Origin of the sequence: Chryseobacterium arthrosphaerae (assembly GCF_001684965.1) — a bacterium.
Classification (GTDB): Bacteria; Bacteroidota; Bacteroidia; order Flavobacteriales; family Weeksellaceae; genus Chryseobacterium; species Chryseobacterium arthrosphaerae.
Genome location: NZ_MAYG01000001.1, coordinates 1,350,205 through 1,374,947, shown reverse-complemented (window position 1 = coordinate 1,374,947; position 24,743 = coordinate 1,350,205). Strand labels below are relative to the sequence as shown.

Here is a 24,743-nt window from a genome sequence, read left to right as displayed (position 1 = left end):
GGTAAATATTACCAGTCTCTTTTATTTTTTCAGCTGAATCCATACAGGAGCATGATCACTGCTCTTTTCCCATCCCCGTACATGCACATCTACTCCACCTGATTCCAATCCCGGACTGAGATAAGGGCTCAATAAAATATGATCAAGCCTCATTCCTGCATTACGGTCATAAGCTTTATATAAATAATCCCAGAATGTGTAGATCTTTTCTTCCGGATAAAGTGTCCGGATAGAATCCAGCCAGCCTTTTTTCTGCAGTTCCTTGAAGGCTTTCCGTACTTCAGTTCGGTACAGGGCATCATTCTCCCATCGCTCAGGCTTATAGACATCCGCAGGTTCCGGAATGATATTGAAATCGCCAATAAGAATAGCCGGAAGCTCCATCGTGATCAACTGATGGGCACGCCTTTTCAATCTTTTGATCCATGAGAGTTTATAATCAAACTTTGGTCCCGGATAAGGGTTGCCGTTGGGAAGGTACAGACAGCAGATCACCATTTGATCAATAATTGCTTCGATATACCGACTCTGAAGATCTTCGGGATCACCGGGAAGTGACCGCTGTACTTCGGTAATTTCCATATTTTTTGAGAGAATGGCTACTCCGTTCCAGCTTTTCTGTCCATGCCAGATGGCCTGATAACCGGCAGCATTGATTTCTTTTAAAGGAAAACGTTCCTGTGGAGCTTTCAGTTCCTGAAGACACACGATATCCGGAGCAGCTTCTTTAAGCCATTGCAGTAAAACCGGAAGACGGCCGTTGATTCCATTGACATTATAAGTGGCTATTTTCATGGTAAAATAAATGGGTTCTGGTATGGAATTCCGGCAATAATTATTCCATATTATCTGTGGAATTATAACTGCTAATCAGATGAATGATATGATGTATTGAATTCTTTCTGTTATAATGGAATGATGAACGTACAGGAAATAAAAAGAGCTGTCCCTTCCATTTAATTTTACAAATGCAGGAGACAGCCTTTCAGCAAATGAACCCGGATGACTGATGAATATCGGATTGTGTGTTTTTTTAAGGTCTGACGATTATTTTGAAAAAAGTCCATTTCCGGATTTGCCGAAAATGGACCCACCACTTCACCATCATCCATATCACAACTAAACTATGAATAGGGAAGCAATAGCCTGTGCATCACTTCCACTTAAAATTTCATCATAAGCTGCAGAACCTGCTGCTGTTCCAAATAAAGTTCCTGTATTATACCCTGCCTGATTCACATTGTCCTCTCCGGCATACACAGGATTGGTTGCTGACGGCATATTTCCTCCGTTGGCCAGCTCAATCCATCCTTTATTGGCTCTCATTCTTCTTACCTGTGAAGCATGTCTGGCTTCAACAGAATGAATCTGAAGGGCTGCCTGAAGTACAACTTTATTCGACATTACATTTCCTGCCTGTCCTTTGTAAGCCCGTACCCCGGTGTCTTCAAAGGCCTGTGCGAGAGTGAGAAACTGACTATAATCTGTAAAAGGAGTAAAACTGCCATTGGCGGTAAAGTCGAAAGTAGGTTTATTTCCCGGAGTGGTTCCTAAAGAAGTCAGTGTACTTTTCAGAAAGCTGACATGGGCTGATTCATGTTTAGAGATCTGCATGAAGACAGTTCTGTCACCATTGGGAATAAGTCCCGGTGTGGATAATCCTATGGCATAATATTCATTTTCCAGATATTCCAGAACCAGTGCCAGCTGTAAAGCATCTGTAAGTGTGCTTTTTAAGGCAGCACCTGTGGTTGCTGTTATCGTGGTTTCTGCTTTGGCTGGAGTTGCCATCAATGTTCCTAATCCAAGCGGTACTGCTGCAACTGCTGCTTTTTTTCCGAATAATGAGATATTCGTAAGGGTTTCAAGTCTTGATGCTTCCGTTGTGAAGAATTTATCATGGGAAAGCTTATCCAGTAATCGAAGAATATTCATAATGTGAGTTTTAAAGGTGAGTGATTAGTTGATACCTCTTTCTTTCCAGGTAAAAGGTGTTTTGATGAATGCTCCGGCAGCCATTACGATATCTTTCGGTTCTTTTGCAAGGTCAAGCCCATTAGCATCTATTACATCATCTCCTGAAAAATCTGCAGATCCGGGATTGATCAGGTTCCTGATTGCGGAAGCATGTCTGGCTTCCACCGAAACTATTTTACCGGCAATCACCAGATAAGTAGGATTGGAAATGTATTTTCCGGCACCATTATAAGCTGCCACTCCTGTATCTTCTAATGCCTTTGCAGTAGCCAGTACTGAATTCCGGTCATTAAAATTCACATTCGGGTACTGAAATTCCAGCTTGGGAAGGACATGGTCTGTAGCGCCGCTGATGGCTACTTTAAAGAAATCCCTGTGTATTACTTCATGATGATAAAGGTCTGTAAAAACTTCCTTTTCAATGCTGGAAATCCCTGTGTAGAAGTTATTGACTACTTTCGTATAAAAGTCCGCTTCCAGTTGTTCGAGTGCATAGGCGTAATTTAGAATACCCACATCTCCCGTACCAAGGTCATACTTTGATTCTTCCATTATCTGAAAGTCATCATTGTCATCACAGCCTATTATGGTAAGGCCTGCGATAGCCAACCCTACGCCGCTTAATTTTAGAAAATTTCTTCTGCTGGTATCAAGGGTTGCTCCCGCGTTAGATACCTGAACTGTTCTTTTCATATGATTATTTTTTTAGTGTTCGGATCAATAGGAAATAAGGTAAACAGCATATTTCAGTATGCTGTTTACCCTGATCAATTATTAAGGCATTAAAACCGTATCGATGACATGGATGACTCCATTAGACTGGTTTACGTCTGCAATAGTTACTCTGGCACTGTTTCCTTTAGCATCTTTTATGTAAAGGTCTTTACCTTTAGTCCAGAAAGTAAGTTCTTCACCCTGTACTGTTTTCATCATGCTTTTTCCGTTTCCAGCCTTTACAGCAGCCCAGATTTCTTTGGCGCTGTATCTTCCGGGAAGAACATGGTACGTTAATATGCTGGTAAGTGTTGCCTTATTTTCAGGTTTTACAAGGTTTTCAACTGTTCCTTTGGGAAGCTTTGCAAAAGCTGCGTCGGTAGGTGCCAATACGGTAAAAGGTCCTGCTCCCTGTAATGTTTCTACCAATCCTGCCGCTTTTACTGCCGCCACAAGTGTTTTATGGTCTTTGGAATTTACGGCGTTCTCAATAATATTTTTGGACGGATACATTGGAGCTCCTCCTACCATTACTGTTTTTTCTTTCATCGTCTGTGCAGTTACCTTCCCATTGAAAGCAAATGATAAGGCTACCATTGCTAAGACTGTGATTTTTGATTGTGTGTTCATTGTGCTGATTTTTTTAATTAATTATATTTAATTGTGCTTTTAATGTCATTTACGAGATAGGTTTTATTTTGGATTAAAAAAAACAAGAAATTATTATATCTGTTTGATTTTCAATTAATTATTTTTTATCCGGAACAAATTCAAGACATATGGAATTCATGCAGAACCGTTTTCCTGTGGGTTTCGGGCCATCATCAAAAACATGACCCAAATGGGAATCGCATCTTCCGCACAGCACTTCAGTGCGCTCCATGTGATAAGAGTTGTCTTTCCGGTATTTTACACTGTTTTTACGAACAGGCTGATAAAATGAGGGCCATCCGCAGGTAGTGGCAAATTTGGAGGTAGAAAAAAAAAGAGTATTCCCGCAGACAGCACAATAATAAGTTCCTTTCTCATCAAATTCATTATACTTTCCTGTAAAAGCCGTTTCCGTAGCTCCTTCCCTGGCCACTTGGTAGAGTTCCGGCTTTAGAATTCTTTTCCATTCGGTGTTGCTTACTTTCAGGTGATTTTCTGCAGTACGGGAGTAGTAAGGATTTTCAGTTTTAAAAAGCCGTGCCTGGGCATTCAATGCGCCTATTGATAAAGCAATATAAGAAGTGAATATGGCCTTAGAAATGAAATTTTTCATATTGGATTTTTTTTAATTATTTCCCTAAAAACATGTACGAAATAAAAGATGTTCCGGATTTTGATGGGTATATGATTTATTTTATTACATTTGAACTGAAAAATAAAAGCTATTAAAACAACCTATTCGGAAGACGAACTTATCGTTTTGCTAAAAGAAAAAAACGAAACTGGTTTTCATTATCTGTATGACCACTATTCCGGTGCGTTGTACGGAATCATTCTCCGGATCGTCCAGTCTAAAGAATATACTGAAGAAGTTATTCAGGATGTTTTTGTTAAAATATGGAATTCTATTCATCAGTATGATGCTTCAAAAGGAAGATTCTATACATGGATGATCAATATTGCAAGAAATACGGCTATTGATTATTTAAAATCCAAAAGCTTTCAGAATACCCTTAAAAACCAATCACTTCCGGATTTCGTATATAATACTGCAGAACTTTCAACGGTTAATAATACATCTGATTATATCGGGTTTAATAATGTGCTTGAAAGTCTGGAAGAAGATAAACAGGAGCTCCTGAATCTTGCTTATTATCAGGGATATACCCAGAATGAAATATCCGAAAAACTGAAGATACCGCTGGGAACGGTAAAAACGAAAATGCGGAATGCACTGATGAAATTAAAAGATTTGCTAAAAGACTATCAATAAATTGAACACTAAAGAATACATATCATCCGGAATTATAGAATCTTATATTCTTGGCCATGCTTCTCCCGAGGAGGCAGGGATTTTGGAGTGTGTGATGAAAAACAATGCTGAGGTAAAAGCAGCTTTTGAGGAGGCACAGAAAACTCTGGAAGACCTTGCTACAGCACAGGCTGTAACCCCTCCGGGAGATTTGAAATCCAAGATATGGAACAGAATTCAGCAGGAACAGGTTGTTGAAGAAGTTCCTCCTGCTCTTTCAGCAGATATTTCTGAACCCAAACAACAGGAGAAAGTACAGAGGAACACCTCCTGGAAAACGTATGCAATTGCTGCATCTGTACTGTTTCTCGTAAGTGTTGCCGGCAACTTGTACTGGATGAATATCCAATCTGACAGTCAGAAAGAAATGGCTGTAATGATGGCAGATAAAAAGAAACAGGACCAGGCTATGGAAAAAATGAACCGGAAGATCGATATGTTTTCCAATCCTGATATGCAGATGGTGATACTGAAGGGCGTGGAAAAACATACAGAAGCTAAAGCCATGGTTTTCTGGGACAAAAAAACAAAAGAGGTTTATCTGAATGCAGAAAAGCTTCCCAAAGCTCCTGAGGGAATGCAGTATCAGCTATGGGCTATTGAAGACGGCCAGCCTGTAAGTGCAGGAATGTATACTGAAGATAAAGACAGCAGGACTGCTCTGGCTAATATCCCGAAAGCGCAGGCCTTTGCCATCACCCTCGAAAAAGAAGGCGGAAGCAAAGTTCCAACTATGGAAAATATGTTTGTAATGGGAGAAATTTAAAATCTTCCATGAATCAAAAAAGCAAGGCGGGCACGATCCACCTTGCAGGTTCCAGGTAAAATCAGATATGGTCAATAAAATATCCATACAGGATAAACTTATGATCCGTTTCTTATCCTATTTTAATTTTCTTCCGGCAAACGGTCCTTATCGCCCTTTTTTCTATTGAAACGGTAGGTGGCGGTCAGGTTGATTATCCTTCCTACTCCATATGCTGTGGACTGTAACTGATAATCCGGTGTATTAAGCTCCTGTCTTTCAATCAGAGAATTGAATATATTGTTAAAAGCAATACTGAGGGTCATTTTCTCTTTAAACAGGTCTTTGCTCACAGCTATATTCAGTTTATATACCGGTCTATTCACAGACTGTATATCCCGGAAGCCGCTTCTGTAAGTAAATACAGATTCTATTGCGAGATTTTTGGGCAGCTTCATCCGGGAATTGAGCTGTGCTGTCCACATTTCATCTTTCGAACCATACTCTTTCCCTTCAAACTGTCCTTGCTGGCTGAAGCCGTAATAATTGAAATTGAGTGCCAGATTCCACCAGCTGAACGGTTTATAAGTAGAAGACACTTCCAGTCCATATCTTTCTTCATGATCCAGGTTGACCGGAGTACGAAGGAAGTTTCCGTCCTCCGTCTGCTGCAGGACATACTGGAAGTAATTGGCGGTGTTTTTGTAATAAACGGAAGGAGTAATCGTAAATTTATTGATTTTACTGAGCACTGAAAATTCTAATGAATGGGTATAAGTGGGATTCAGGTCCGGATTTCCAATGGTAAGGTTCCGCAGGTCTGAAAGTCCTCCGAAAGGGTTCAGCTGCCAGAACCCGGGTCTGTCTATTCTACGGCTGTAGCTGAGCTGTAAAGTCGTATTTTCCTTTAATGCATATCCTAAATGAGCCGTAGGAAAAAAATCTATATACTGCTTATTATTGGTAAAAATCCCAGCCCGGTCATAGATTCTGATCATGGAAAGTTCTGAACGTAACCCTAATAAATAACGCCATTTATTAATTTTATTTCCCCATTGCATATAAGCTCCCAGTAAATTCTCACTGTAATTTAATTTATTATTATACTGCTGTAATAAAACTTCGTCTGATACAGTCTGATAATCACTTTTTATAGCCCGGAAATCTCCTCTCATTCCTATTTCAAGCTTACTGTCGTTTTTTTCCTGTATATAATCACTCTGAACGAAAATATCATTGCTGCTTTCTATATTTCGGGTAACCAGCTCAGGTGATGAAACCCGGGAAGGAAATAATCTGTACTGACTGATATCCTGGTTTTCATCATCATTCCAGAAATCATAGCGCAGGCTTGTGGTCCAGCTTTTTCCTTTCTGTTCGAAGTTTTTCACATAATTCAGTTCCAGCTGGTTGTACTTTTTAGGTTCTCTGTAATGCTCATAACGGTGGATCAGGCTGTCCTGTACATTCGACTGGTTAAAGTAGTTATATACATAATCAATATGATTGTTGATGATCAGGGTGCTGTGATAGAAACTTCCGGTCAGTGTATTTTTATCATTGATGTAATAATCTCCGCCCACATAGAAATTATAAGCCTGGTCACGTCTGTCGGTCATATTGTTCTGGAGGAGCAGATTTTTCACCCCATTCTTCAGTGTGGTCTGGTTTCTGTCTTCTTTAATGTGAAGATTTCTGAAACGGGTTCCTATATTACCGAACAGGTTGAATTTTTCTTTTTTATAGCTGAAATTTATATTTCCGTTATAGTTGGCAGGATCTCCTACTCCGGCCTGTACAGAACTGTTTAAGCCTGATAAGGTGTTTTTCTTCAATACAATATTGATGATTCCTGCATTGCCCTGGGCCTGATATTTTGCCGAAGGATTGGTAATCACTTCCACCTTTTCTATCTGGCTGGCCGGGATTTGTTCCAGACCGTTATTCAGGGAGATCACAGAAGGTTTACCATCAATCAGTATATTTACTCCTGAATTTCCTCTGAGGCTGACAGCACCATTGACGTCTACGCTTACTGATGGAACATTGTTTAATACATCATTGGCACTTCCTCCCTTAGCCATAAGGTCTTTGCCGGCATAGAATACCTTTTTATCGAGATTCAGGGAGAGACTGGACTTTTCTCCTGAAACTGTTACCGTTTCGAGGAGCTGGTAATTTTCATTTAAAAATAAATCTCCAAGATCGAGATCATCTGTTACCGATCGGTTTGCCAGTATAACAGGGTTGAAAGTACTGAAATCTATGGAGATATTCCATTCACCTGTTTCTGTCTGTACTTCAAATTCTCCTTTTTTATTGGTTTTGCTCTCTTGTTTTTTATCCGGATTCTGTGTTGAAGACAGGCTTATTATGGCATTTTCCAGCGGTAACTGAGTTTGCTGGTTCAATACCCTGCCTTTAATGGTGACTGTTTTAATGGTCTGGGCAGTTACTGTATTCTGCAGGATACAAAACATCAGGACAATCATTATTGTAATCTTTGTAGCTTTCATATTTAAGAATTTCATGCTGCGAAGATGTGCTATTGTTGTTTCCAAAATTATTGCTGATGCCGGATAGCTTCCATTGGCGTGCTGATGGTTTCTGTAACGGTGTAAAGCTGTTTCGTCTTCAGTTTTGAGGTATTGGTATTCAGATTCAGAGTATTCATCTTTACTGGTGAATATTATTTCAATGAAATGGTATATTTGATGCGAAATGTCGATTTTAGAAAAAGCAATACGTTACAGTACGGTTTACCGTGTTTCCAGTCATATCCTTTTTTGGCTGGTGGTGTTTATTGTTCCTCAGTACCAGGAAGGAACAAGCTTGCGGGATATGCTCATTGAGAATACATTTTATCTGTCTTTCTATATGATGGCTTCCTATTTTGTGGCATATATCATTATTCCAAAGTTGCTCAGGGGTGATAATTATATTGTTGTCATCCTCTGGTTTATCATCGGGAGTTATGCAATCAGTGCTTTTTCAAGGATTATGGTGGTGCATGTTATGGAGCCGCTTATAAGAAAACCACCATTTGAGCAGGAATCTATTCTGGAAATCCTTACAGATATCAGAAAGCTGGTGGTCATTTATTTTCTTCAGAACTTCTCGCTGGCCTGGATCTTCGGGTTCATTAAACTGGTGAAAGATCAGTATGTAGTAAAGCAGCGAACATTGTGGCTGGAGAAAGAAAAGACCAAAGCCGAGCTTGCCACTCTGAAGGCCCAGCTCAATCCTCATTTTTTATTCAATACCCTGAATAATATCTATGCCCTGTCATTGGCCAATTCGCCTGTAACATCCCCTTCTATAGCCGGTTTGTCAGAAATTTTAGACCATGTATTATATCGGTGTAACGGCAGTTTTGTTCCGGTTTCCACAGAAATTAAGCTGCTGGAAAATTATATTGAGCTTGAAAAGTTAAGGTATGATGAACGTCTGATAATCAATTTTAAACATACTATTGATGAAGATCTGGATATTGTACCTCTCATTCTGCTCTCTATCGTAGAAAATGCATTCAAGCATGGTGCCGGTGAAGATATCGGGAATCCGGTTATTAATATAGAGCTTCTGCTGAATAAAGGAAACTTTCATTTCAGGGTTTGCAATACATTTACCGCTAAAGAACATAATGATTCAGGTGATAAAATCGGTCTGGATAATATTTATAAACAGCTGGAGCTTGTTTATCCCGGGAACCATGAATTTAAAACCTTTATTTATGAAAGTACTTTTGTAACTTTACTGTCAATAACGGACCTTAGAATCAATAAAACTTAGAGGATGAAAATAAAATGTCTTTTAGTGGATGATGAACCTTTGGCTATTCAGTTGTTGAAGGGACACCTTGAAAAACTGGATATGTTTGAAGTGACCGCTACCTGCAATAATGCCATCAAAGCACTGGAAGTACTGAGAACAGAACCCATAGATCTTGTTTTCTTGGATATTAAAATGCCCAAAATCTCCGGAATTGATTTTTTAAAAACACTCAAAAAACCGCCGGCGGTGGTTATTACCACGGCTTACCGTGAATATGCCTTGGAAGGATACGATCTTGATATTGTAGATTATCTTTTAAAGCCTATTACATTTGACCGTTTTTTCAAAGCTATAGACCGTTATCTGAGAACCGTTCAGGTATTACAGCCAGTACAACCGGCAGCTTCCGTTGCAGAACAGTATATTTATATCAAATCCGGTGGGAAATTCCATAAACTCTGTATTGATGATATCTTATATGTGGAAAGTTTCAAAGATTATATAACCATTCACTGTGCCCAGCAAAAAATAGTCACCAAACACAAGATTAGTGATATGGAACAGGAGTTGAAACCTTATCATTTTTTACGTATTCACAGATCTTTTATTATCAATCAAAAGAAAATAACCGCTTTTACAGTGAATGATATAGAAATCGGAAAGCAGGAACTTCCGATTGGAACCAATTACAAAGAATATGTCTTTCAGACACTGAAAAGCAATACGCTGTGAGCTTTCAGAAAAAAACAAGACGGAAAAAAATATCCGCCTTGTCTCAAACCTGTTAAAAATGTAAAATATGTGTATGAAAAAAAATGTGTTTTTATTATCTATGAATAGCTTTCATTATTATATGTCTCTGGCATTAAACTTATTTTAAATATTTTGGGGAAAAGGGTCTTCAAAACTCTGTTTTTTATCAAACAGCTCTTTTTCCCGGTCATTGATTAGACAACCCTGAAGATCGGCTACGATCTGATCTTTATCCAGATTCTGCCCGATAAAGACAAGCTCGTTGATCCTGTCTCCCCACTTCCTATCCCATCTGTTTTCTATCAGTTTCTGATTTTCTATAAATGAAACATACCGTATCCTATGGCTCATTGGCATACTGCACCACCACACTCCTGCTTTTTCCAAACGGAAAGATCCTCCGGCCTGAGAAAAATTCAGGGCATCATCCGGTCTTGAAGCCAGCCAGAATAAGCCTTTCGCTCTGATGATTCCTTCAGGATACCGGTCATTAAGGTATTCCCATAATCTCATAGGATGAAAAGGTCTCTGATCTCTGAACACCAGTGAGCCGATTCCATATTCTTCTGTTTCAGGAGTATGGTGCCCGGCCTGAAGCTCTTTTTGCCAACCGGCAGAAGCCTGGGCTTTATCAAAATCAAAAAGTTTTGTATTTAAGATCTTTTGCAGGTCAACCTTTCCAAACTCTGACTGAAGGATGACAGCATCAGGATTCAGTTTTTTGACAGCAGCTTTTAAAAAGCCCAGTGTTTCAGCATCAATCAGATCAGTTTTGTTGAGGATGATAACATTGGCAAACTCAATCTGGTCAGTCAGAAGGTTCACAATGGTCCGGTAATCCCCTTCCATATCGGTAAGATGACGGTCTGCAAGCAATTCATTCGAGCCAAAATCCTTCATAAAATTAAGACAGTCCACCACCGTTACCATGGTATCTATATAGCTGAAACGGGAAAGATCAATTCCGCTTTCCTCATCAATATAGGTAAAGGTTTGGGCTACAGGAACAGGTTCGCTGATCCCGGTACTTTCTATCAGCAGATAATCGAAACGGTTTTCAAGTGCCAGGCGTTCCACTTCTGTCATGAGATCTTCCCTGAGGGTACAGCAGATGCAGCCATTACTCATTTCCACCAGTTTTTCTTCCGTTCTTGAAAGTGTATTCTGATTTTCTATAAGACGTGCATCAATATTGATTTCGCTCATATCATTCACTATAACGGCTACTTTCAGGCCTTGTTTATTGTGAAGGATATAATTCAGCAGCGTGGTTTTACCGGCTCCCAGAAAGCCACTGAGTACGGTTACAGGCAGTTTTTGAGTCATAGATTTAATGTTGATGATTTTTAAAATTGAGGATATGTCCTGTAATGAGTCCTGCAGCTCCCACATAGATCAGAGGAAGATGGATTTCAAAGATCAGATCTGTCATGACAGAAATGGAGATCAGGAGAATAGATAGCCAAAATAACAGCTTCAGTTGCCGGTTTGCTGTTTTTTTAGTGACGTTGAAAACGACAATGGCTCCAATGATCAGAAAGCCTAAGTCAATATAAGGATTGTGTGATATCCCGAGAGGAACAATCAGCAGTAATGGAAATACAATGCAATGAATCAGGCATAAAACAGCAGCGGAGATTCCTACAGCATCAAGAATTTTTGATTTCATAAACGCAGGGATTTAATTTTCTTATTGTAACTTTGTTGCAAAAGTAAAAATAAAAAATCAAATAACGCAACTTTGTTGCATTAAAAATATGAAACAAGTCAGAAATACCCATGCAAAAACAGAAATTTTAAACCTGATCAATGACTCGGACGTAGCACTTACCCACTCTGATATTCAGAAGAAGTTAGGAGATCTTTGCAACAGAGTGACTATTTACCGGGTCTTGGAAAGGCTTGAAAATGAAGGGGCTATTCATAAAATAGTCAATGTGGACGGTGTGGTGAACTTTGCGAAATGCAGCGGAAAATGTACCCATGAAGAACATTTTCACAATCATGTTCATTTCAACTGTAAAAAATGTCATTCTGTAACATGTATTGAAAATGCGATCCCGGAAATCAGTTTGCCGGAGCACTTTATTGCTGAAGAATATAATTTTATCATCAGCGGTATCTGCCCGAAATGCAGTAATGCTTAGGCCTTAGTCAGCCAAAAGGTGTATTTTTTTGATGAATGATGATGGATAATGCACTTGTTGACCATAAAAAAAACTCCTTACAGATATAAGGAGGTTTTATTTTTTTTATATCTGACTATAAAGGCGAGATATATACTTCTATTTTGGTTCCGTCATAGTTGAAGGTTCCATCCTCATTTTTCTTTCCTAAAACCCATTTCATATCCACAGGCACAGACCATGCAGATCCCAGAGAGAATCCGTTGACAGAACGGATATCATTCATATGCCCTGTTGTAATGGCTGAATGGAAAAATGTTTTATCAACAAGTCTGTAGAAGCCGATAGCTTTTCCTTTAGGGATAATGGAATATCCGTCCCATTTATCGCCTCCGAAATAATTAAACTTGTTTAACCATCCCTGGCCTACAGACACTGCAAGATCTGAAGGGCTTATTTTTGCACCATACATATAAAGTGCATACGCTACCACATCATGACATACTCCGCTGTTGTATTTTGAAATGTTTTCTGATCCTGCAAGCAGTGCATTGGCTACAGGTTTCCTTTCTGATGAATCTAACTGAGCCTTCCTGGCTCCTTCTGGTGTAATGAATGACATATTAATAATTTTTTGGTGTACGTAAAGATAGCGCTTTTAAATTAAATGCTTCAGGAACCGCTTTTTCATCCTATAAAAGGCAGAAACTTAAAGGTTAATGAGTTTCGCTGCGGTTCAGAGAATCCATTTTCCGTTTAATCCTGATCCAGTTGATGCTGTCTAAGGTGTGAAGTTCCTTATCAAAATCCTGCTTCCAGTTCTTTCCCAGTTTCTTTTCAAGACTTTTGAAATACAGCTTGTTTGAAGCCTGATATTGCTTCTTCAGATTTTTGATGCTGTCTGTAATGACACATCCGGCTTCAATACGTTCGTAGCATAAATTCCACTTTTTGACCAGGCTGTCAATGGCATCGTATGCTCCTACGGGAGGAAGTTCACCATACCGGAAATCCTTCCAGCAAAGAGAATCTGTAGTTTTTACAGACTTTTGAGAAGTTCTGGTTACAGGGGCAGGATCAGGTTTACAGGAAACAAAAACAAACCATAAACCGATACAAGAGCTGTTCACAAGCTTAAAAGATACCGGAAACCGGAGCATTTCTTTGATGTTTTGGATATTGAGTTTTTTCATGTTAATACTTTAATAAGTGAAAGAAGATATTCGGTCTGACCAGGTTAAATCGGTGATCGTTCACTGATAAATTCCAAAAGGCGTTTTCTGGTGATGATCTGATTCCCCTGATAAAACTCATCAGCATCCAGCCGGGCCAGAGAGGCTGTGGACTGTTTAGAGAGCCATTCTACAAATGACTTTCTGCTTTTAAATACCAGAGGAAATGAAAAATCGATCCCGTCATATAATTCGCCATAAAGGAAATGCTGTTCTTCATTGTAGCTCATAGCCATTCCGCAATAATCACGATGGCGGTAACCCAGAAAGAAACCTTTTTCCAGCTTATCGGCTACCTGTTCTGCTATTTCGGTACCCAACACTTCCGTATCTGACTTCAGAACATATAAAAAGTCTTCAGAATTTGTCATGCGATGTGATTTGAATTTGTATTTTCTAAATGTAATAAAAAATTAATACCGGATAACATTTAAAATGATATTACTGGTCTTCAAAACTACAGGAAAATAACAGGTATTCCGGGATTATCGTTATTCAGAATGGGTATAAATTCCATCCAAATCATGCTATTCCGTTGGGTAAAGCAAATAAAAATATTATTTTCGCCCAAAAAAAGACAAAGACCAATTATGCCGACTGATGCTTCACACAAGCTGATACCGATGACTACTTTCGTTATTGAATATTATTCGAACGAAGGATATGCCGATCTTCAAATATTGAGTTTGATGAAGAACTATGCGAATTTTCTGAAACAGTCCCTTAGTCTGGGAATGTTTGTTCCTGTAGATGAAAACGGAACCGTATTGAAAGAGCCCAAGAATTACATCTCATGGAAGTCGCTTGAACATAATGACGGAACAAGTGCTACTACAGCCGGTTTTGAAGAATATGCAGAATATCAGAAAGCGGAAAAGCACTGCATGTTTGAAGGCTTTAAAGTAGATTATAATGGTTATTCAAAGGTGAGGATTGTCGCTTCGTATGATCCTTCCATAGAATTGTCTTTCAATAAAAATGATCTGCTGCCGGCCGGGTTTGACGACGTGGAATCGCTTACTGTTTTTGATGATATTTATCTGACATCAAATGCCTTACAATTGATCGGTATTAAAGTGAAATGATCAACTGATCGTCAATACAAATAAAAATGCCTTTATCAGTTTTGATAAAGGCATTTTACATTAATAATTTTATCTGATACATTCTCCGTTACGGCAGGAATAACCGGCAGGACACTGGCCATTGATACAAGGTCCCGCAACATCAGGATAACATCTCTCATCTGCTCTGCAATGTGAATGCGGAGGGCATAAAGAAATAAGGTTTCCCAGGCAGACTCCTACAGGAAGGGGCAGGTTCAGTTCTATCCCCAGCTCTCCTGCAATGTTTTTCAATGATTTTCTGTTTAATTTTTTCATGGTTTTTGATTTAAAGTGTTACGGGTAAAAGTAAGCACTTTTCATTGGATCTGATTCAGTATTTATACGCTAAATACGAAGAATTTGTGAATCAGATAAAATCCTTATTTCTTAATAGCTCTTCCAGTTCCGTGATCAGTGCAAGCTGTGCAGTGTTGATCTTTTTCCTGGCTTCTCCGGAAATAAACCATTCCCATTGGTCCACTTCAGGAACTTCCATTATCTTCCCGGATTTGGGAGGCCACTCCATAGAAAAAGTATTGCTGTGAAGCCCTGCAGTTTCAAGATCCCTTTCCAGAGCCCATGCATATACCGTTTTTCCTCCTTTCTGTCTGACAGGCTGCAATTCGGTGAACGCTCCTTCGGTTAAAGCAGTTCCGGTTTCTTCCTGAAATTCTGTGAGGGCACGCTCTAAGGGATCCTCATCAGGAAGTATTTCTCCTTTCGGAATAGACCATGCGCCTTCATCTTTATTTTTCCAGAATGGTCCTCCGGGATGCACCAGAAAATAATACAGATCATTATTTTCTTTCTTAAACAGTAAAATACCGGCACTTGTTTTCATAGGATTAAAGTTAGACATTTTTTCCATTAAGAAATTGAAGGTAAAATCAAGATTTTCAAATGCAGTTAAACTATATTTTTAAACCATTAAGAAGAGTTAAGGTATTAAGGTAAGTTAAGATGAAAATCAAAGATTTTTTAAGTTGTAATTCTTAAAGCGAAGCTCTGTATCTTCTTAACCACTTCTTAATGGTTTAAAAGAAGAAAATCAGAGATTTTCAAACCTTAAGTGTACTTTCTATACGCAAAGCTTGTCACTTCAAATAACTTAAGTGTTCAAACACTTTTGTGATTTTTAAAAAACACTTTAGTTCACTTAAGAAGTTTAAAAATGATCCTGCATAAGTTCAGTACACTTAAGATGAAAATCAAAGATTTTCATGAGACTTCTGTGGACTTATCAGCGGTTTGCTTGTCACTTAAAATACTTAAGTGTTCAAAAACTTTTGTGACTTTTGTGGTTAAACCATTTATAAAAACAGCGATTTGACAATAGTAACCATACTCATCAGGATCACCACTACTCCAACTACTACAAACATCTTCCTGGTAGGAAGTTTTGAGGTAAGCATTGCAGAAAACGGAGCCGTGAAAACACCTCCCAGCAGAAGACCTAATACAATATTCCAATGGTGGATTCCGATGGTGAAGATAAAAGTGACGGCACTGGTGACGGTCAGTAAAAATTTAGCCACTGTTGAGCTGCCTACCACATAGCGGGGAATCCTTCCCTCTTTGATCAGTGTTCCCGTTACTAATGGTCCCCAGCCGCCACCTGCAAAAGAGTCTATGAAGCCTCCAATGAATCCCAATACTCTCAGATTGGTTCTACGTTTGTTTTTTACAGGATTCCGTTTTTTGTCTTTGAATGCGTTTTTAAGGATATTGAGCCCAAGATACAGGGTATAACATGCAATAATAGGTTTTACGATATGGGCATAATGTTCTCCGTAATGCGATAATGTTAAGGCTCCGATAACAGAACCAACGATAGCCAGCGGAAAGAGGACCCAAACCATTTTTTTATTAACATTTCCCAGTTTATAATGACTGAATCCTCCGGCTGCAGTGGTAAACGATTCTGCAGAATGAATGCTTGCACTCACAACCGGAGGCGGCACATTCAGCAAGAGCAGGATGGTTGTACAGATGACGCCGTAGCCCATTCCCATTGATCCGGCTACAATTTCTGCCATAAAACCGGCAAACAGCATCCAGTAGAAAATATGGCCGTCTTTACTCAGAAACTGCTGAATATCACCGGAAAGATCGAACTGGTACACCACAAACCCGAATATCCCGAAGAAAAGCATCAATCCTATGATTGCCAGGTAGATATTGGCTCTTCTCTGGGCTGTTTTAGTAATATTGATCAGCTTTTCAATCTCAAAATCCGGTTTTGAGGAAGAAGTTCCGTCAGACAGATATTGTGTAGTGATTTTATTCAGTTCCCTGACCTTATAATCAAAGTCTCCTTTCAGCTGATGGCGGATGTTCTGCATATTGTCCAGAACAAGATCCATCTCGTCCGGAATGGCTTCTGTGAATGTTTCTCTTAATCGCTTGGCAATGGTAGGAGATTTTCCGTTGGTAGAAATAGCAATTTTAAGGCTTCCTTTTTTTACAATAGAACCTAAATAGAAATCACATAAATCGGGTTTATCTGCAATATTTACCAGGATATTCCTTTGCTGTGCTTTTGTCCGGATCTCTGCTGCCAATGCAATATCATTAACGGCTATAATAGCCAGATCGGTATCATTAAAGTCATGATCATCATAAGCTCTTTCGTGAAGGGTAATATCCGGAAATTGATTCTGTATCTCCCTGATTTCAGAAATAATTTCCCTGGCTACCAGTTTTATGGAAGTTTCCGGAGAATTGCCAAGTACGGATTCTAATTTTTCAAGGGCTACTTTACCCCCTCCGATAATAAGCAGAGAAAGGTTTTCCAGTTTTAAGAATACGGGATATAATGAATTACTCATTCCGGTCATAATTTTAAGTCATAGGTAAAAGCGAGATAATATAAACCTCCGATTTCAGGTCCTGCGGCATACTGGAAGTAACGCCTGTTGAGAAGATTGGTTGCTCCGGCCTTTATATTGGCATGGATCTCCGGAAGTTTCCAGGTAGCCTGGGCATCAATGGTGTAATAAGCCGGAATTGCTCCCGAAGCTAAAGGACTTTCCCACATAAAACCGCTCTGCCACCTTGCCACTACTGTGAATCCTATATTTTTGACAATCTCTCTGTTTCCCACACTTACATTTACCATCCACTTTGGAGTATTGAATGCCGTAATGAACAGGTCTGAAGTATTGTTGGAAGCAAGATCATTATAAGATACATTGGTATTGATATTGTAGTTTCCTGTCACATTATACCGTATGCCCAATGACGTTCCGTAGCTTTTGTAGGTGCTGTTGCTGTTGGTATATACCCTGTAGCGGTCCTGCTTACTTCTGTCAAGCATAGCAAGAATAGCTGTACTGCTTCCTACCTGACTGTTTTTGGGTACAGCAACTTCTACCTGCCCGAGGAATCCTTCATAGATATTGTAGTAGAAATCCCAGTCCAGTACCAGTTTATTGTTAAAGAAAACAGATTTATATCCTATTTCAAATGAATTGATCTTTTCCGGCTGTAATTTTTGAAGGCTGGCGACGGCTAAAAGCTGTTTATTGTCCTGGGCAGCCTGGCTCTGGCTTTTTCCTCCGTCCATATCAGCATTCACGGCAGCGGTAAACCTGTCAATGGATGCTAAGGTGTATGAATTTTCCAGATACCCTAATCCGTCGTTTACTTTTGAAAGCCCGCCTACTCTTCTTACATTTCCGTTATTCACAAATGAAAGGGCTTCAAACAATGAAGGGAAACGGTACCCGTTTTGAAATGAGGCTCTGAAATTATGCTGATTTACAGGAGAATATACAATGCTTATCCTCGGATTCAGCTTGGCTTCAAATTCCGGATTTCTGTCGATACGCAAAGCAGCGTTTAATTTTAATTTATCATCAAAGAAAAGCTTAGTAATCTGTGCAAAAGCTCCATATTTCTCGTAAATCACATCCTTGCCAAATGTTCCGTTGGCTAAAGGAATATTTCTTTCATTGACCGGTCTGTTGAAATCAACAAAATTATTTCCGTCAGGAGTAATGCTGTACAAACGGTAATCTATTCCGGCAAGGAGGTTGAATATTTTTACAAATCTGCTGAAGTCATACGTTAATTCAGTCTGGTAAAAACGGGATTTCTGTTCAAGTTTAGCTCCTCCTGTTGCGGGAGCTCCTGCAACTCCTGCATTGGCAGAGTCCCAGTTATTGATTCCGGTAATGGTATTTTTCAGTTGCTCAAAGGCAGCTGTTCCGGGTACTACCCTGTTTTTATCGGCTTCCCTGCGGGCAATAATAAAAGCGTCATTAAGGTTTACTCCTGCATTGATGCTGTTTTGTAATGTGGCCTGGAATATATTTCTCCAGTTGGCATTGGAAAGATTCGTCAGATCCAGATTGTCTGCCAACGGCTTTAGATTGTAGGAATCTCCTGTATTTTCAATAGAAACATATGCTCTGAAAGTAAGTTCCTTCCCTGTAAGCTCTACCTTATGGTTTTGCACCGTAGCGTTTTGCAAACGGATTTTATTTCCCCTCTGAAATGTCCCGTCCAATAATCCGTAACGGTAAACGTAGGAGGCTTTCCACTGATCGCCGAAACGATAGTATAATCCTGCGTCAAACTTAATATTTTTAACTTCCGGACTTACAAGATCTTTTTCCAGGTAACCGGTCCTGGAAACATTGAATGTGGTTGCCTTCCCGTTATAGTCTACTTTTACGGCAACCCTGTTGTTTCTTTCATCTCCGTATTTATTCCATAGATCCTCTGCCGGATTATTCTGTAATGAAAAATTCGGATTGGCAGTAACAAGTGAATTGGGGTTCTGATCGGTAAGATTATTGGAAAGCCAGTCTGTCCCATTGAAGTAAGACGCATTGATCTTTACAGCCCAGTTTTTATGAATAACCTTGGCAAACCTGAGGGCACTTTCTCCCAATGAACTTATTCTATGGTTGATATTATCCACATGATTGACTCCTCCCCGGAAATAAACACTTAATCCCTGAGAAGTAAACGGATCTTTGGTCTGAAGACTTGCCAGTCCGTTGATGGCATTCATTCCATAGAGTGCAGAAGCGGCACCCGGAGTGACTTCCATCGACTGAATATCGAGTTCCGTAGGTCCTATGGCATTTCCCAATGGAACTCCCAGCGTTGCAGACTGTACATCTACCCCATCTACCAGCTGCATAAACCTGAAATTATTAGGCGAATTGAATCCTCTGGAATTCGGGATCTTTAAAGTAAGGCTGGAAGTGAGCAGCTGTAATCCTTTTACATTTTCCAGGGTTTCGTAAAAGGAAGCAGCCGGGCTTTCCCTGATCGTTCTGATATCAATCTTTTCAATGGCTATGGGAGACCTCAGTATTTTTTCAGGAGTTCTGGATGCTGAAATGACCACTGCATCAATAATGGTATTCTGAGGATTCAGCCCAACAGATATTTTACTGGAAGGAGAAAGAACTTCAACGGTTTGTGGAGTATAGCCGTCTTTATTGATCACAAGCCGGAACGGAATGGTTACTCTTGTTCTTATTTTAAAATTTCCAAGCGGGTCTGTAAATGAGGTATCTTCAGTATTTTCGATCTGTACTTTTACAGAATCCAGGCCTTTCCGGGTCCCTGTATTTTTGATGATTCCGCTTAATTCTATAAGCTGCTGCTGGGCTTCTGCAAGATTAAAAAATAGAAAGGTAAAGGCAATAATGCCTGTTTTTGGTAAAAGTTTTCCCTGTTTTTTGTTTTTCATTTATCTTCATTTTAAGGTTGAGAATGAAGCTGTCTGAACTTTTACAATTATTTTTTTACCACAAAGACAAAGTTTTTTTAAACACTTAAGTATTGTAAGTGATACGTTCTGTGGAAATGAAGTACACTTAAGTTTCATGAAAATCAAAGATTTTCATCTTCTATGGACTTTATATACAGTATTATTTTAAACTTACTTAAGTGAACTAAATTGTTTTAAAAAAAATTGTGACTTTTGCGGTTTGAATTGAAAAGTTGAAACAGCCTGAAGTATTGTTATCTGAGAATCAACAACACATGCACATTCGTCTGCCTGAAAGAAGAGTTTGAGTAGTTTTATTTTTGTCCGGATGATGAAAATGAACCATATATTTAATTTAAAGTTTGCAGATAACGGTATGAAAAATCACCAAATGTTTCCTCTGTCAGTCTTTTCTCTACATACATTCCGAAAAGCTCATCCAGAGTGGTAAGAATCTCTTCTTCGCCAAGATTTTCTTTATATTTTGTATTAAGACGCATTCCTAATCTGTCGCCACCGATGTGCAGGTTGTATTTTCCATACGCAGTTCCCACAAATCCGATTTCAGCATTGGGAGATCTTCCGCAGCCATTAGGACAGCCGGTCATACGGATGGTAATATCTTCCTGTATAAGTCCGTATTTTTCCAGGATAGGCTCTATTCTGGTAACCAGTGAAGGCAGATAGCGCTGTGCTTCGGCCAGGGCCAGTGAGCACGTGTTTAAGGCAACACAGGCCACAGAATTTTTGCGCAATGCACTTGCTTTTTCAGTATAAACAGAAATTCCGTATTCCTGTAAAAGGGCTTCAATTTCAGGTTTATTTTCTTCACTGATATCTGCCAGAATAAGATTCTGATTACAGGTGAAACGAAAATTGGCTTTACCGGTTTGGGCAATCTTGAGCAAGCCTGCTTTCAAAGGATATTCCTGAGTATTGAGGACTCTTCCGTGCTCTACAAAGAGAGTATAAAACCATTTCCCTTCATGATTCCTGATCCATCCGTAACGGTCTTTTCTCTGTTCAAACTTAAATGCCCTGGCCGGCTCAAAGCTGAATCCGGTTCTTTTCTCCACTTCAGCCCTGTACTGGTTGATACCAAGTTTATCAATGGTATATTTTAATCTTGATAATTTACGGTCACTTCTGTTTCCGAAATCCCTTTGTACTGTGATGATCTCATAGACTGCCTTCAATACTTTTTCTTCTGTATCTACAAACCCGAGTACCGAAGCCAGACGGGCATAGGTGGCTTCATTTCCGTGAGTAGCCCCCAATCCGCCTCCTGCTGCAATATTGTAGCCTATGATCTCATTATTTTCTATGATGGCGATCAGAGCGATATCATTGATGAAGACGTCCACATCATTATTGGGAGGAACAGCGATCCCGATTTTCAGTTTTCTCGGGAGGTATCTGTCCTGATACAAAGGGTCTTCTTCAGCTTTTCTGTCAATAATCTTTTCATCATCTATCCAGATATCGTAATAAGACTGGGTTTTGGGAAGACACATTTCACTGATCTTGCCTGCCAGCTCATACGCCTGCTGATGTAATGGTGATTCGGAGGGATTGGCGGTACAGGTCACGTTTCTGTTGACATCTCCACAAGCCGCAATTGAATCAAGATGCTGAAGATTAAAACTCTGAATGGTAGGTTTTAGATGAGATTTTAAGATCCCATGCAGCTGAATGGTCTGTCTGGTGGTAATCTTTATAGTTCCCGTAGAATGATCTTCTGCGGTTTCATTCAGACCTATCCACTGTCCGGGAGTCAGAAAGCCGCCTGGAAGTCTTAATCTGATCATGTAAGAATACAGCCATTCCAGTTTTTTGGAGACACGCTCTTCCCTTCGGTCCCTGTCGTCCTGCTGGTACATTCCGTGAAATTTGATCAGGGTCTGGTCATCTTCCCTGATGGCGCCTGTAAAGTTATCTGAAAGGCTTTCTTTTAAACTTCCCCTGAGCCCGTTACTGCTGGTTTTGATCCTTTCTACCGGGGAAAGGTTATCTTTATTGCTCATAAATTGTTTTCTTTTTTTAAATTTTTACAAATCTGACATTGTTTAATACACATCTTTTGCATATCTGCCGCTGAGTTCCAGGTCTTCCAGATAATGAACTGCTTCTTCTTTACTGCGTTTTCCTTCCTTCTGAATAATATTAAGGAGGGTCTGTTCCACATCACGGCTCATTGGCTCTTTAGCTCCGCATACATACAGTGTGGCTCCTCCTTCAAGCCAGTGAAAAATTTCCTGGGCTTTTTGTTCCAACCTGTGCTGAACATATATTTTTTCTCCGGTATCCCTGGAAAAAGCAAGGTCCAGATGGGCCAGACTGCCGGTTTTAAGAAAATCCTGAAGCTCCGTCTGATAAAGGAAATCTGAGACGAAATTCCGGTCTCCGAAGAAAAGCCAGTTTCTGCCTTCTGCTCCTGTGGCATCACGTTCCCAGAGAAATGACCTGAAAGGAGCGATCCCTGTTCCGGGGCCGATCATAATAATATCTTTATCTGGTTCCGGCAATGTAAAATGTGCTGCTTCCTGAATGTAAAACTCTATCTCTTCCCCCTCTTTGAATTCACTCAGAAGACCACTGCACAATCCGTTATGCTTCTGATGGTCAATAAAGAATTCCGATTTAGCCACCGTAATATGAATTTCTGTATCTCCGTGAGCTTCCGGTGAAGAAGATATGGAATATAGCCGGGGAGCCTGACCCGTCAGAATCTGAAGGACTTCTTCAAATTCTTCAGCATTTTTCACCGGATAAATTCTCAGAAGATCAAGCAGGCTTAAACGGACTTCCGGGATAGAATGTCCTGTTATTTTAGCGTATTGTGCCACTACGGATTTTAGCAGATAGCTGATGTTGAGGTACTTGCTTAAAAGTTCTTCTACATTGCCCGTAATTTTGGCCGTTTCAATCTGTTTTTTCGGATCAATGCCTGTCAGTGAAATAATTTCATCTACTACAGCTTTTGAATTGAAGGGGATAATTCCTAAAGACGCACCGGGTTGGTAGACCAGACTGTCTTCCGTTTCAATTTCTATGTGATAGGTTTCTTTTTCAGAAGTAATATCGTTCAGGTTGATGATCGCCGAAACTTTTCCGAGGTACTTTTTTCTGCCTTTTGAAGCTTTTGGAGCAACATTATTTTTAGAACTGTTCTCAGTATTTTTATGAACAGCTTCAAATACATGTTCTATCCAGTGGGAAGCCTCTTCCTCATAATCGATATCACATCTTTTCAATGGAATGATACGCCGGGCTCCTAATATTTCAAAACGGTAATCAACTTCTTCTCCTGTCTTACAAAACTGAGGATAGCTGCTGTCCCCCAATGCCAGAACCCCGAATTTCAGATTGCTGAGACTGAGCTCATTCTCATGGATATAATCATAGAATTTTTTAGCTAAAATCGGCGGTTCTCCTTCTCCCTGAGTACTGATAATAACAAAGAAATATTCTTCTTTAGCCAGATCTTTAGGCTTGTATTGGGAAAGATCAGCCAGTTTTACCTGAATTCCTTTTTTCTTTATAATCCCTGCCAGACCGGTTGCCAGTTTTTTGCTGTTTCCGGTTTCCGTACCGTAGGCCAGGGTTATTTTTTTTACGGCATTCTGTACAGGAATATCCTGTTGCTGAGGCGGAAGCGTTGCCGTTAAAGTTCCGCCGGCAAGACCTGCCAGATATCCGCTGGCCCAGATCGCTTCATCACGGGAAAGATCGCCGGATATTTGTTTCAATACATTTAATTTAGTTTCAGACAGCATATTCAAAGAAATTTTGAGTTGTTGGGATCAGACTTCCGTTTTCCACCGATTTAAAATAAAGGCCTTCCTGCTCTGCATTTTCCAGCCACGAAAATTCTTCATGCAGATTCACCACCCTGCCAATCACAACCAATGAGGGGGAAGCAAAGTTTTTGTTGCCAAAACGGGTATTGAAATCATCAAAAGAAGCGGTATACACTTTCTGATAAGGAGTGGTTGCCTGTTCGATCACTGCGATTTTTTTGTCGCCAGAAATTCCAAGTTCATTGAACTTCTCTACGAGAGCCGTAAGATTTCCTTTCGACATATAGAAAACAAGGGTGTCACCGGTTGCAGCAAGCTCTTTCCAGTAATCTTCATCAAGGATTTCCGATTTATAATAGGTCAGGAACCGTACCGAAGTTGAATATCCTCTTGCTGTTAAAGGCATCGCTGCAAAGGCTGCTGCCCCTAAAGCTGCTGTAATTCCCGGGATGATCTCATAAGGAATATGATTATGCTTTAAAGCCTGCAGTTCATCCAGAATATTGGAGAATATGGAAACATCACCTCCTTTGAGTCTTACGATAGTTTTGTTCTGACGGGCATACTCCACCATTAAAGTATTGATATGAGATTGGGGAGTAGATGCATTTTTGCTGCATTCTTTGCCTACGTAGATCACTTCTGTATTGTCATTGGCGTAAGTTTCCAGGATCTCAGGACTTACGAGACGGTCACATAAGATGACATCTGCTTCAGAGATGGCTTTTACTGCTTTTACGGTGATCAGTTCAGGGTTGCCGGGCCCTGCACCGATAAGGTAAACCTTTGGTGATTTTATATTTGTTTTCATTGAAGTCGGTG

23 protein-coding genes and 1 pseudogene are annotated in these 24,743 nt (G+C 39.8%); 6 read left to right on the top strand and 18 right to left on the bottom strand.

The window, feature by feature from the left end; translation table 11 throughout:
- Positions 1 to 21: 21 nt before the first annotated feature.
- From xth to msrB, 5 genes are all read right to left on the bottom strand, one after another.
- A complete protein-coding gene (xth, locus tag BBI00_RS06195; protein ID WP_065397944.1) occupies positions 22 to 795 on the bottom strand; it encodes an exodeoxyribonuclease III in 774 nt (257 codons plus the stop codon).
- 324 nt (positions 796 to 1,119) lie between these two features.
- Positions 1,120 to 1,935, bottom strand: coding sequence for a ferritin-like domain-containing protein (locus tag BBI00_RS06190; RefSeq protein WP_065397943.1), 816 nt, complete (start codon positions 1,933 to 1,935; stop codon positions 1,120 to 1,122).
- A 24-nt stretch (positions 1,936 to 1,959) separates the two neighbouring features.
- A complete protein-coding gene (locus BBI00_RS06185; RefSeq protein WP_065397942.1) occupies positions 1,960 to 2,670 on the bottom strand; it encodes a ferritin-like domain-containing protein in 711 nt (236 codons plus the stop codon).
- Positions 2,671 to 2,751: 81 nt separating this feature from the next.
- Positions 2,752 to 3,321: a fasciclin domain-containing protein gene (locus tag BBI00_RS06180; RefSeq protein ID WP_065397941.1), complete on the bottom strand. Its 570-nt coding sequence runs from the start codon at positions 3,319 to 3,321 to the stop codon at positions 2,752 to 2,754.
- 118 nt (positions 3,322 to 3,439) lie between these two features.
- Positions 3,440 to 3,955 (bottom strand): peptide-methionine (R)-S-oxide reductase MsrB, encoded by a 516-nt coding sequence (gene msrB, locus BBI00_RS06175; protein ID WP_065397940.1) that lies wholly within the window; start codon positions 3,953 to 3,955, stop codon positions 3,440 to 3,442.
- Between the two features lie 147 nt (positions 3,956 to 4,102).
- Between msrB and BBI00_RS06170 the strand changes: the two genes are divergently transcribed.
- Both BBI00_RS06170 and BBI00_RS06165 read left to right on the top strand, forming a co-directional pair.
- Positions 4,103 to 4,615, top strand: coding sequence for an RNA polymerase sigma factor (locus tag BBI00_RS06170; RefSeq protein ID WP_228394724.1), 513 nt, complete (start codon positions 4,103 to 4,105; stop codon positions 4,613 to 4,615).
- A 1-nt stretch (position 4,616) separates the two neighbouring features.
- Positions 4,617 to 5,420, top strand: a complete 804-nt coding sequence (locus tag BBI00_RS06165; protein ID WP_065397938.1) for an anti-sigma factor — start codon at positions 4,617 to 4,619, stop codon at positions 5,418 to 5,420.
- Between the two features lie 122 nt (positions 5,421 to 5,542).
- Here the strand turns inward: BBI00_RS06165 and BBI00_RS06160 are convergent, their stop codons facing one another.
- Positions 5,543 to 7,915, bottom strand: coding sequence for a TonB-dependent receptor domain-containing protein (locus BBI00_RS06160; RefSeq protein WP_065399644.1), 2,373 nt, complete (start codon positions 7,913 to 7,915; stop codon positions 5,543 to 5,545).
- A gap of 205 nt (positions 7,916 to 8,120) precedes the next feature.
- On the opposite strand from BBI00_RS06160, the gene BBI00_RS06155 reads away from it, so the two are divergent.
- Together BBI00_RS06155 and BBI00_RS06150 are read left to right on the top strand one after the other, a co-directional pair.
- Positions 8,121 to 9,191: a sensor histidine kinase gene (locus BBI00_RS06155; RefSeq protein WP_065397937.1), complete on the top strand. Its 1,071-nt coding sequence runs from the start codon at positions 8,121 to 8,123 to the stop codon at positions 9,189 to 9,191.
- Between the two features lie 3 nt (positions 9,192 to 9,194).
- Positions 9,195 to 9,905 carry a LytR/AlgR family response regulator transcription factor gene (locus BBI00_RS06150; protein ID WP_065397936.1) on the top strand — a complete coding sequence of 237 codons (711 nt, stop codon included), beginning with the start codon at positions 9,195 to 9,197 and terminating at the stop codon, positions 9,903 to 9,905.
- 144 nt (positions 9,906 to 10,049) lie between these two features.
- Here the strand turns inward: BBI00_RS06150 and BBI00_RS06145 are convergent, their stop codons facing one another.
- Together BBI00_RS06145 and BBI00_RS06140 are read right to left on the bottom strand one after the other, a co-directional pair.
- Positions 10,050 to 11,252, bottom strand: coding sequence for a GTP-binding protein (locus BBI00_RS06145; protein ID WP_065397935.1), 1,203 nt, complete (start codon positions 11,250 to 11,252; stop codon positions 10,050 to 10,052).
- A 4-nt stretch (positions 11,253 to 11,256) separates the two neighbouring features.
- Entirely contained in the window at positions 11,257 to 11,595 is a 339-nt protein-coding gene (locus tag BBI00_RS06140; protein WP_065397934.1) for a MerC domain-containing protein, read from the bottom strand.
- Positions 11,596 to 11,683: 88 nt separating this feature from the next.
- Here BBI00_RS06140 and BBI00_RS06135 point away from each other — a divergent pair, with 88 nt between their 5' ends.
- Entirely contained in the window at positions 11,684 to 12,073 is a 390-nt protein-coding gene (locus BBI00_RS06135; protein ID WP_065397933.1) for a Fur family transcriptional regulator, read from the top strand.
- A gap of 115 nt (positions 12,074 to 12,188) precedes the next feature.
- Here BBI00_RS06135 and BBI00_RS06130 read toward each other — a convergent pair whose 3' ends face one another.
- From BBI00_RS06130 to BBI00_RS06120, 3 genes are all read right to left on the bottom strand, one after another.
- Positions 12,189 to 12,674 (bottom strand): hypothetical protein, encoded by a 486-nt coding sequence (locus BBI00_RS06130; RefSeq protein WP_065397932.1) that lies wholly within the window; start codon positions 12,672 to 12,674, stop codon positions 12,189 to 12,191.
- A gap of 94 nt (positions 12,675 to 12,768) precedes the next feature.
- Complete coding sequence (locus tag BBI00_RS06125; RefSeq protein WP_065397931.1) at positions 12,769 to 13,245, bottom strand: FEKKY domain-containing protein; 477 nt, start codon at positions 13,243 to 13,245, stop codon at positions 12,769 to 12,771.
- 44 nt (positions 13,246 to 13,289) lie between these two features.
- Entirely contained in the window at positions 13,290 to 13,655 is a 366-nt protein-coding gene (locus BBI00_RS06120) for a hypothetical protein (protein WP_065397930.1), read from the bottom strand.
- 219 nt (positions 13,656 to 13,874) lie between these two features.
- Here BBI00_RS06120 and BBI00_RS06115 point away from each other — a divergent pair, with 219 nt between their 5' ends.
- Entirely contained in the window at positions 13,875 to 14,369 is a 495-nt protein-coding gene (locus BBI00_RS06115) for a hypothetical protein (RefSeq protein ID WP_065397929.1), read from the top strand.
- A 69-nt stretch (positions 14,370 to 14,438) separates the two neighbouring features.
- Here the strand turns inward: BBI00_RS06115 and BBI00_RS06110 are convergent, their stop codons facing one another.
- The 7 genes and pseudogenes from BBI00_RS06110 to cobA all read right to left on the bottom strand — a co-directional run bounded on the left by BBI00_RS06110 (position 14,439) and on the right by cobA (position 24,732).
- Complete coding sequence (locus BBI00_RS06110; RefSeq protein ID WP_065397928.1) at positions 14,439 to 14,666, bottom strand: hypothetical protein; 228 nt, start codon at positions 14,664 to 14,666, stop codon at positions 14,439 to 14,441.
- 91 nt (positions 14,667 to 14,757) lie between these two features.
- Positions 14,758 to 15,231 (bottom strand): NUDIX domain-containing protein, encoded by a 474-nt coding sequence (locus BBI00_RS06105; protein ID WP_065399643.1) that lies wholly within the window; start codon positions 15,229 to 15,231, stop codon positions 14,758 to 14,760.
- Positions 15,232 to 15,700: 469 nt separating this feature from the next.
- Positions 15,701 to 17,218, bottom strand: coding sequence for a TSUP family transporter (locus tag BBI00_RS06100; RefSeq protein WP_065399642.1), 1,518 nt, complete (start codon positions 17,216 to 17,218; stop codon positions 15,701 to 15,703).
- 5 nt (positions 17,219 to 17,223) lie between these two features.
- A complete protein-coding gene (locus tag BBI00_RS06095) occupies positions 17,224 to 20,100 on the bottom strand; it encodes a TonB-dependent receptor (RefSeq protein ID WP_065397927.1) in 2,877 nt (958 codons plus the stop codon).
- A gap of 371 nt (positions 20,101 to 20,471) precedes the next feature.
- Positions 20,472 to 22,154, bottom strand: a pseudogene (gene cysI, locus BBI00_RS06090) (assimilatory sulfite reductase (NADPH) hemoprotein subunit); the annotation flags it as partial.
- A 33-nt stretch (positions 22,155 to 22,187) separates the two neighbouring features.
- Positions 22,188 to 23,870, bottom strand: a complete 1,683-nt coding sequence (locus BBI00_RS06085; protein WP_228394723.1) for a diflavin oxidoreductase — start codon at positions 23,868 to 23,870, stop codon at positions 22,188 to 22,190.
- A 16-nt stretch (positions 23,871 to 23,886) separates the two neighbouring features.
- The gene (gene cobA, locus BBI00_RS06080; protein ID WP_065397924.1) at positions 23,887 to 24,732 is read right to left on the bottom strand and encodes a uroporphyrinogen-III C-methyltransferase; all 846 of its coding nucleotides are present in this window, start codon (positions 24,730 to 24,732) and stop codon (positions 23,887 to 23,889) included.
- Positions 24,733 to 24,743: the final 11 nt, after the last annotated feature.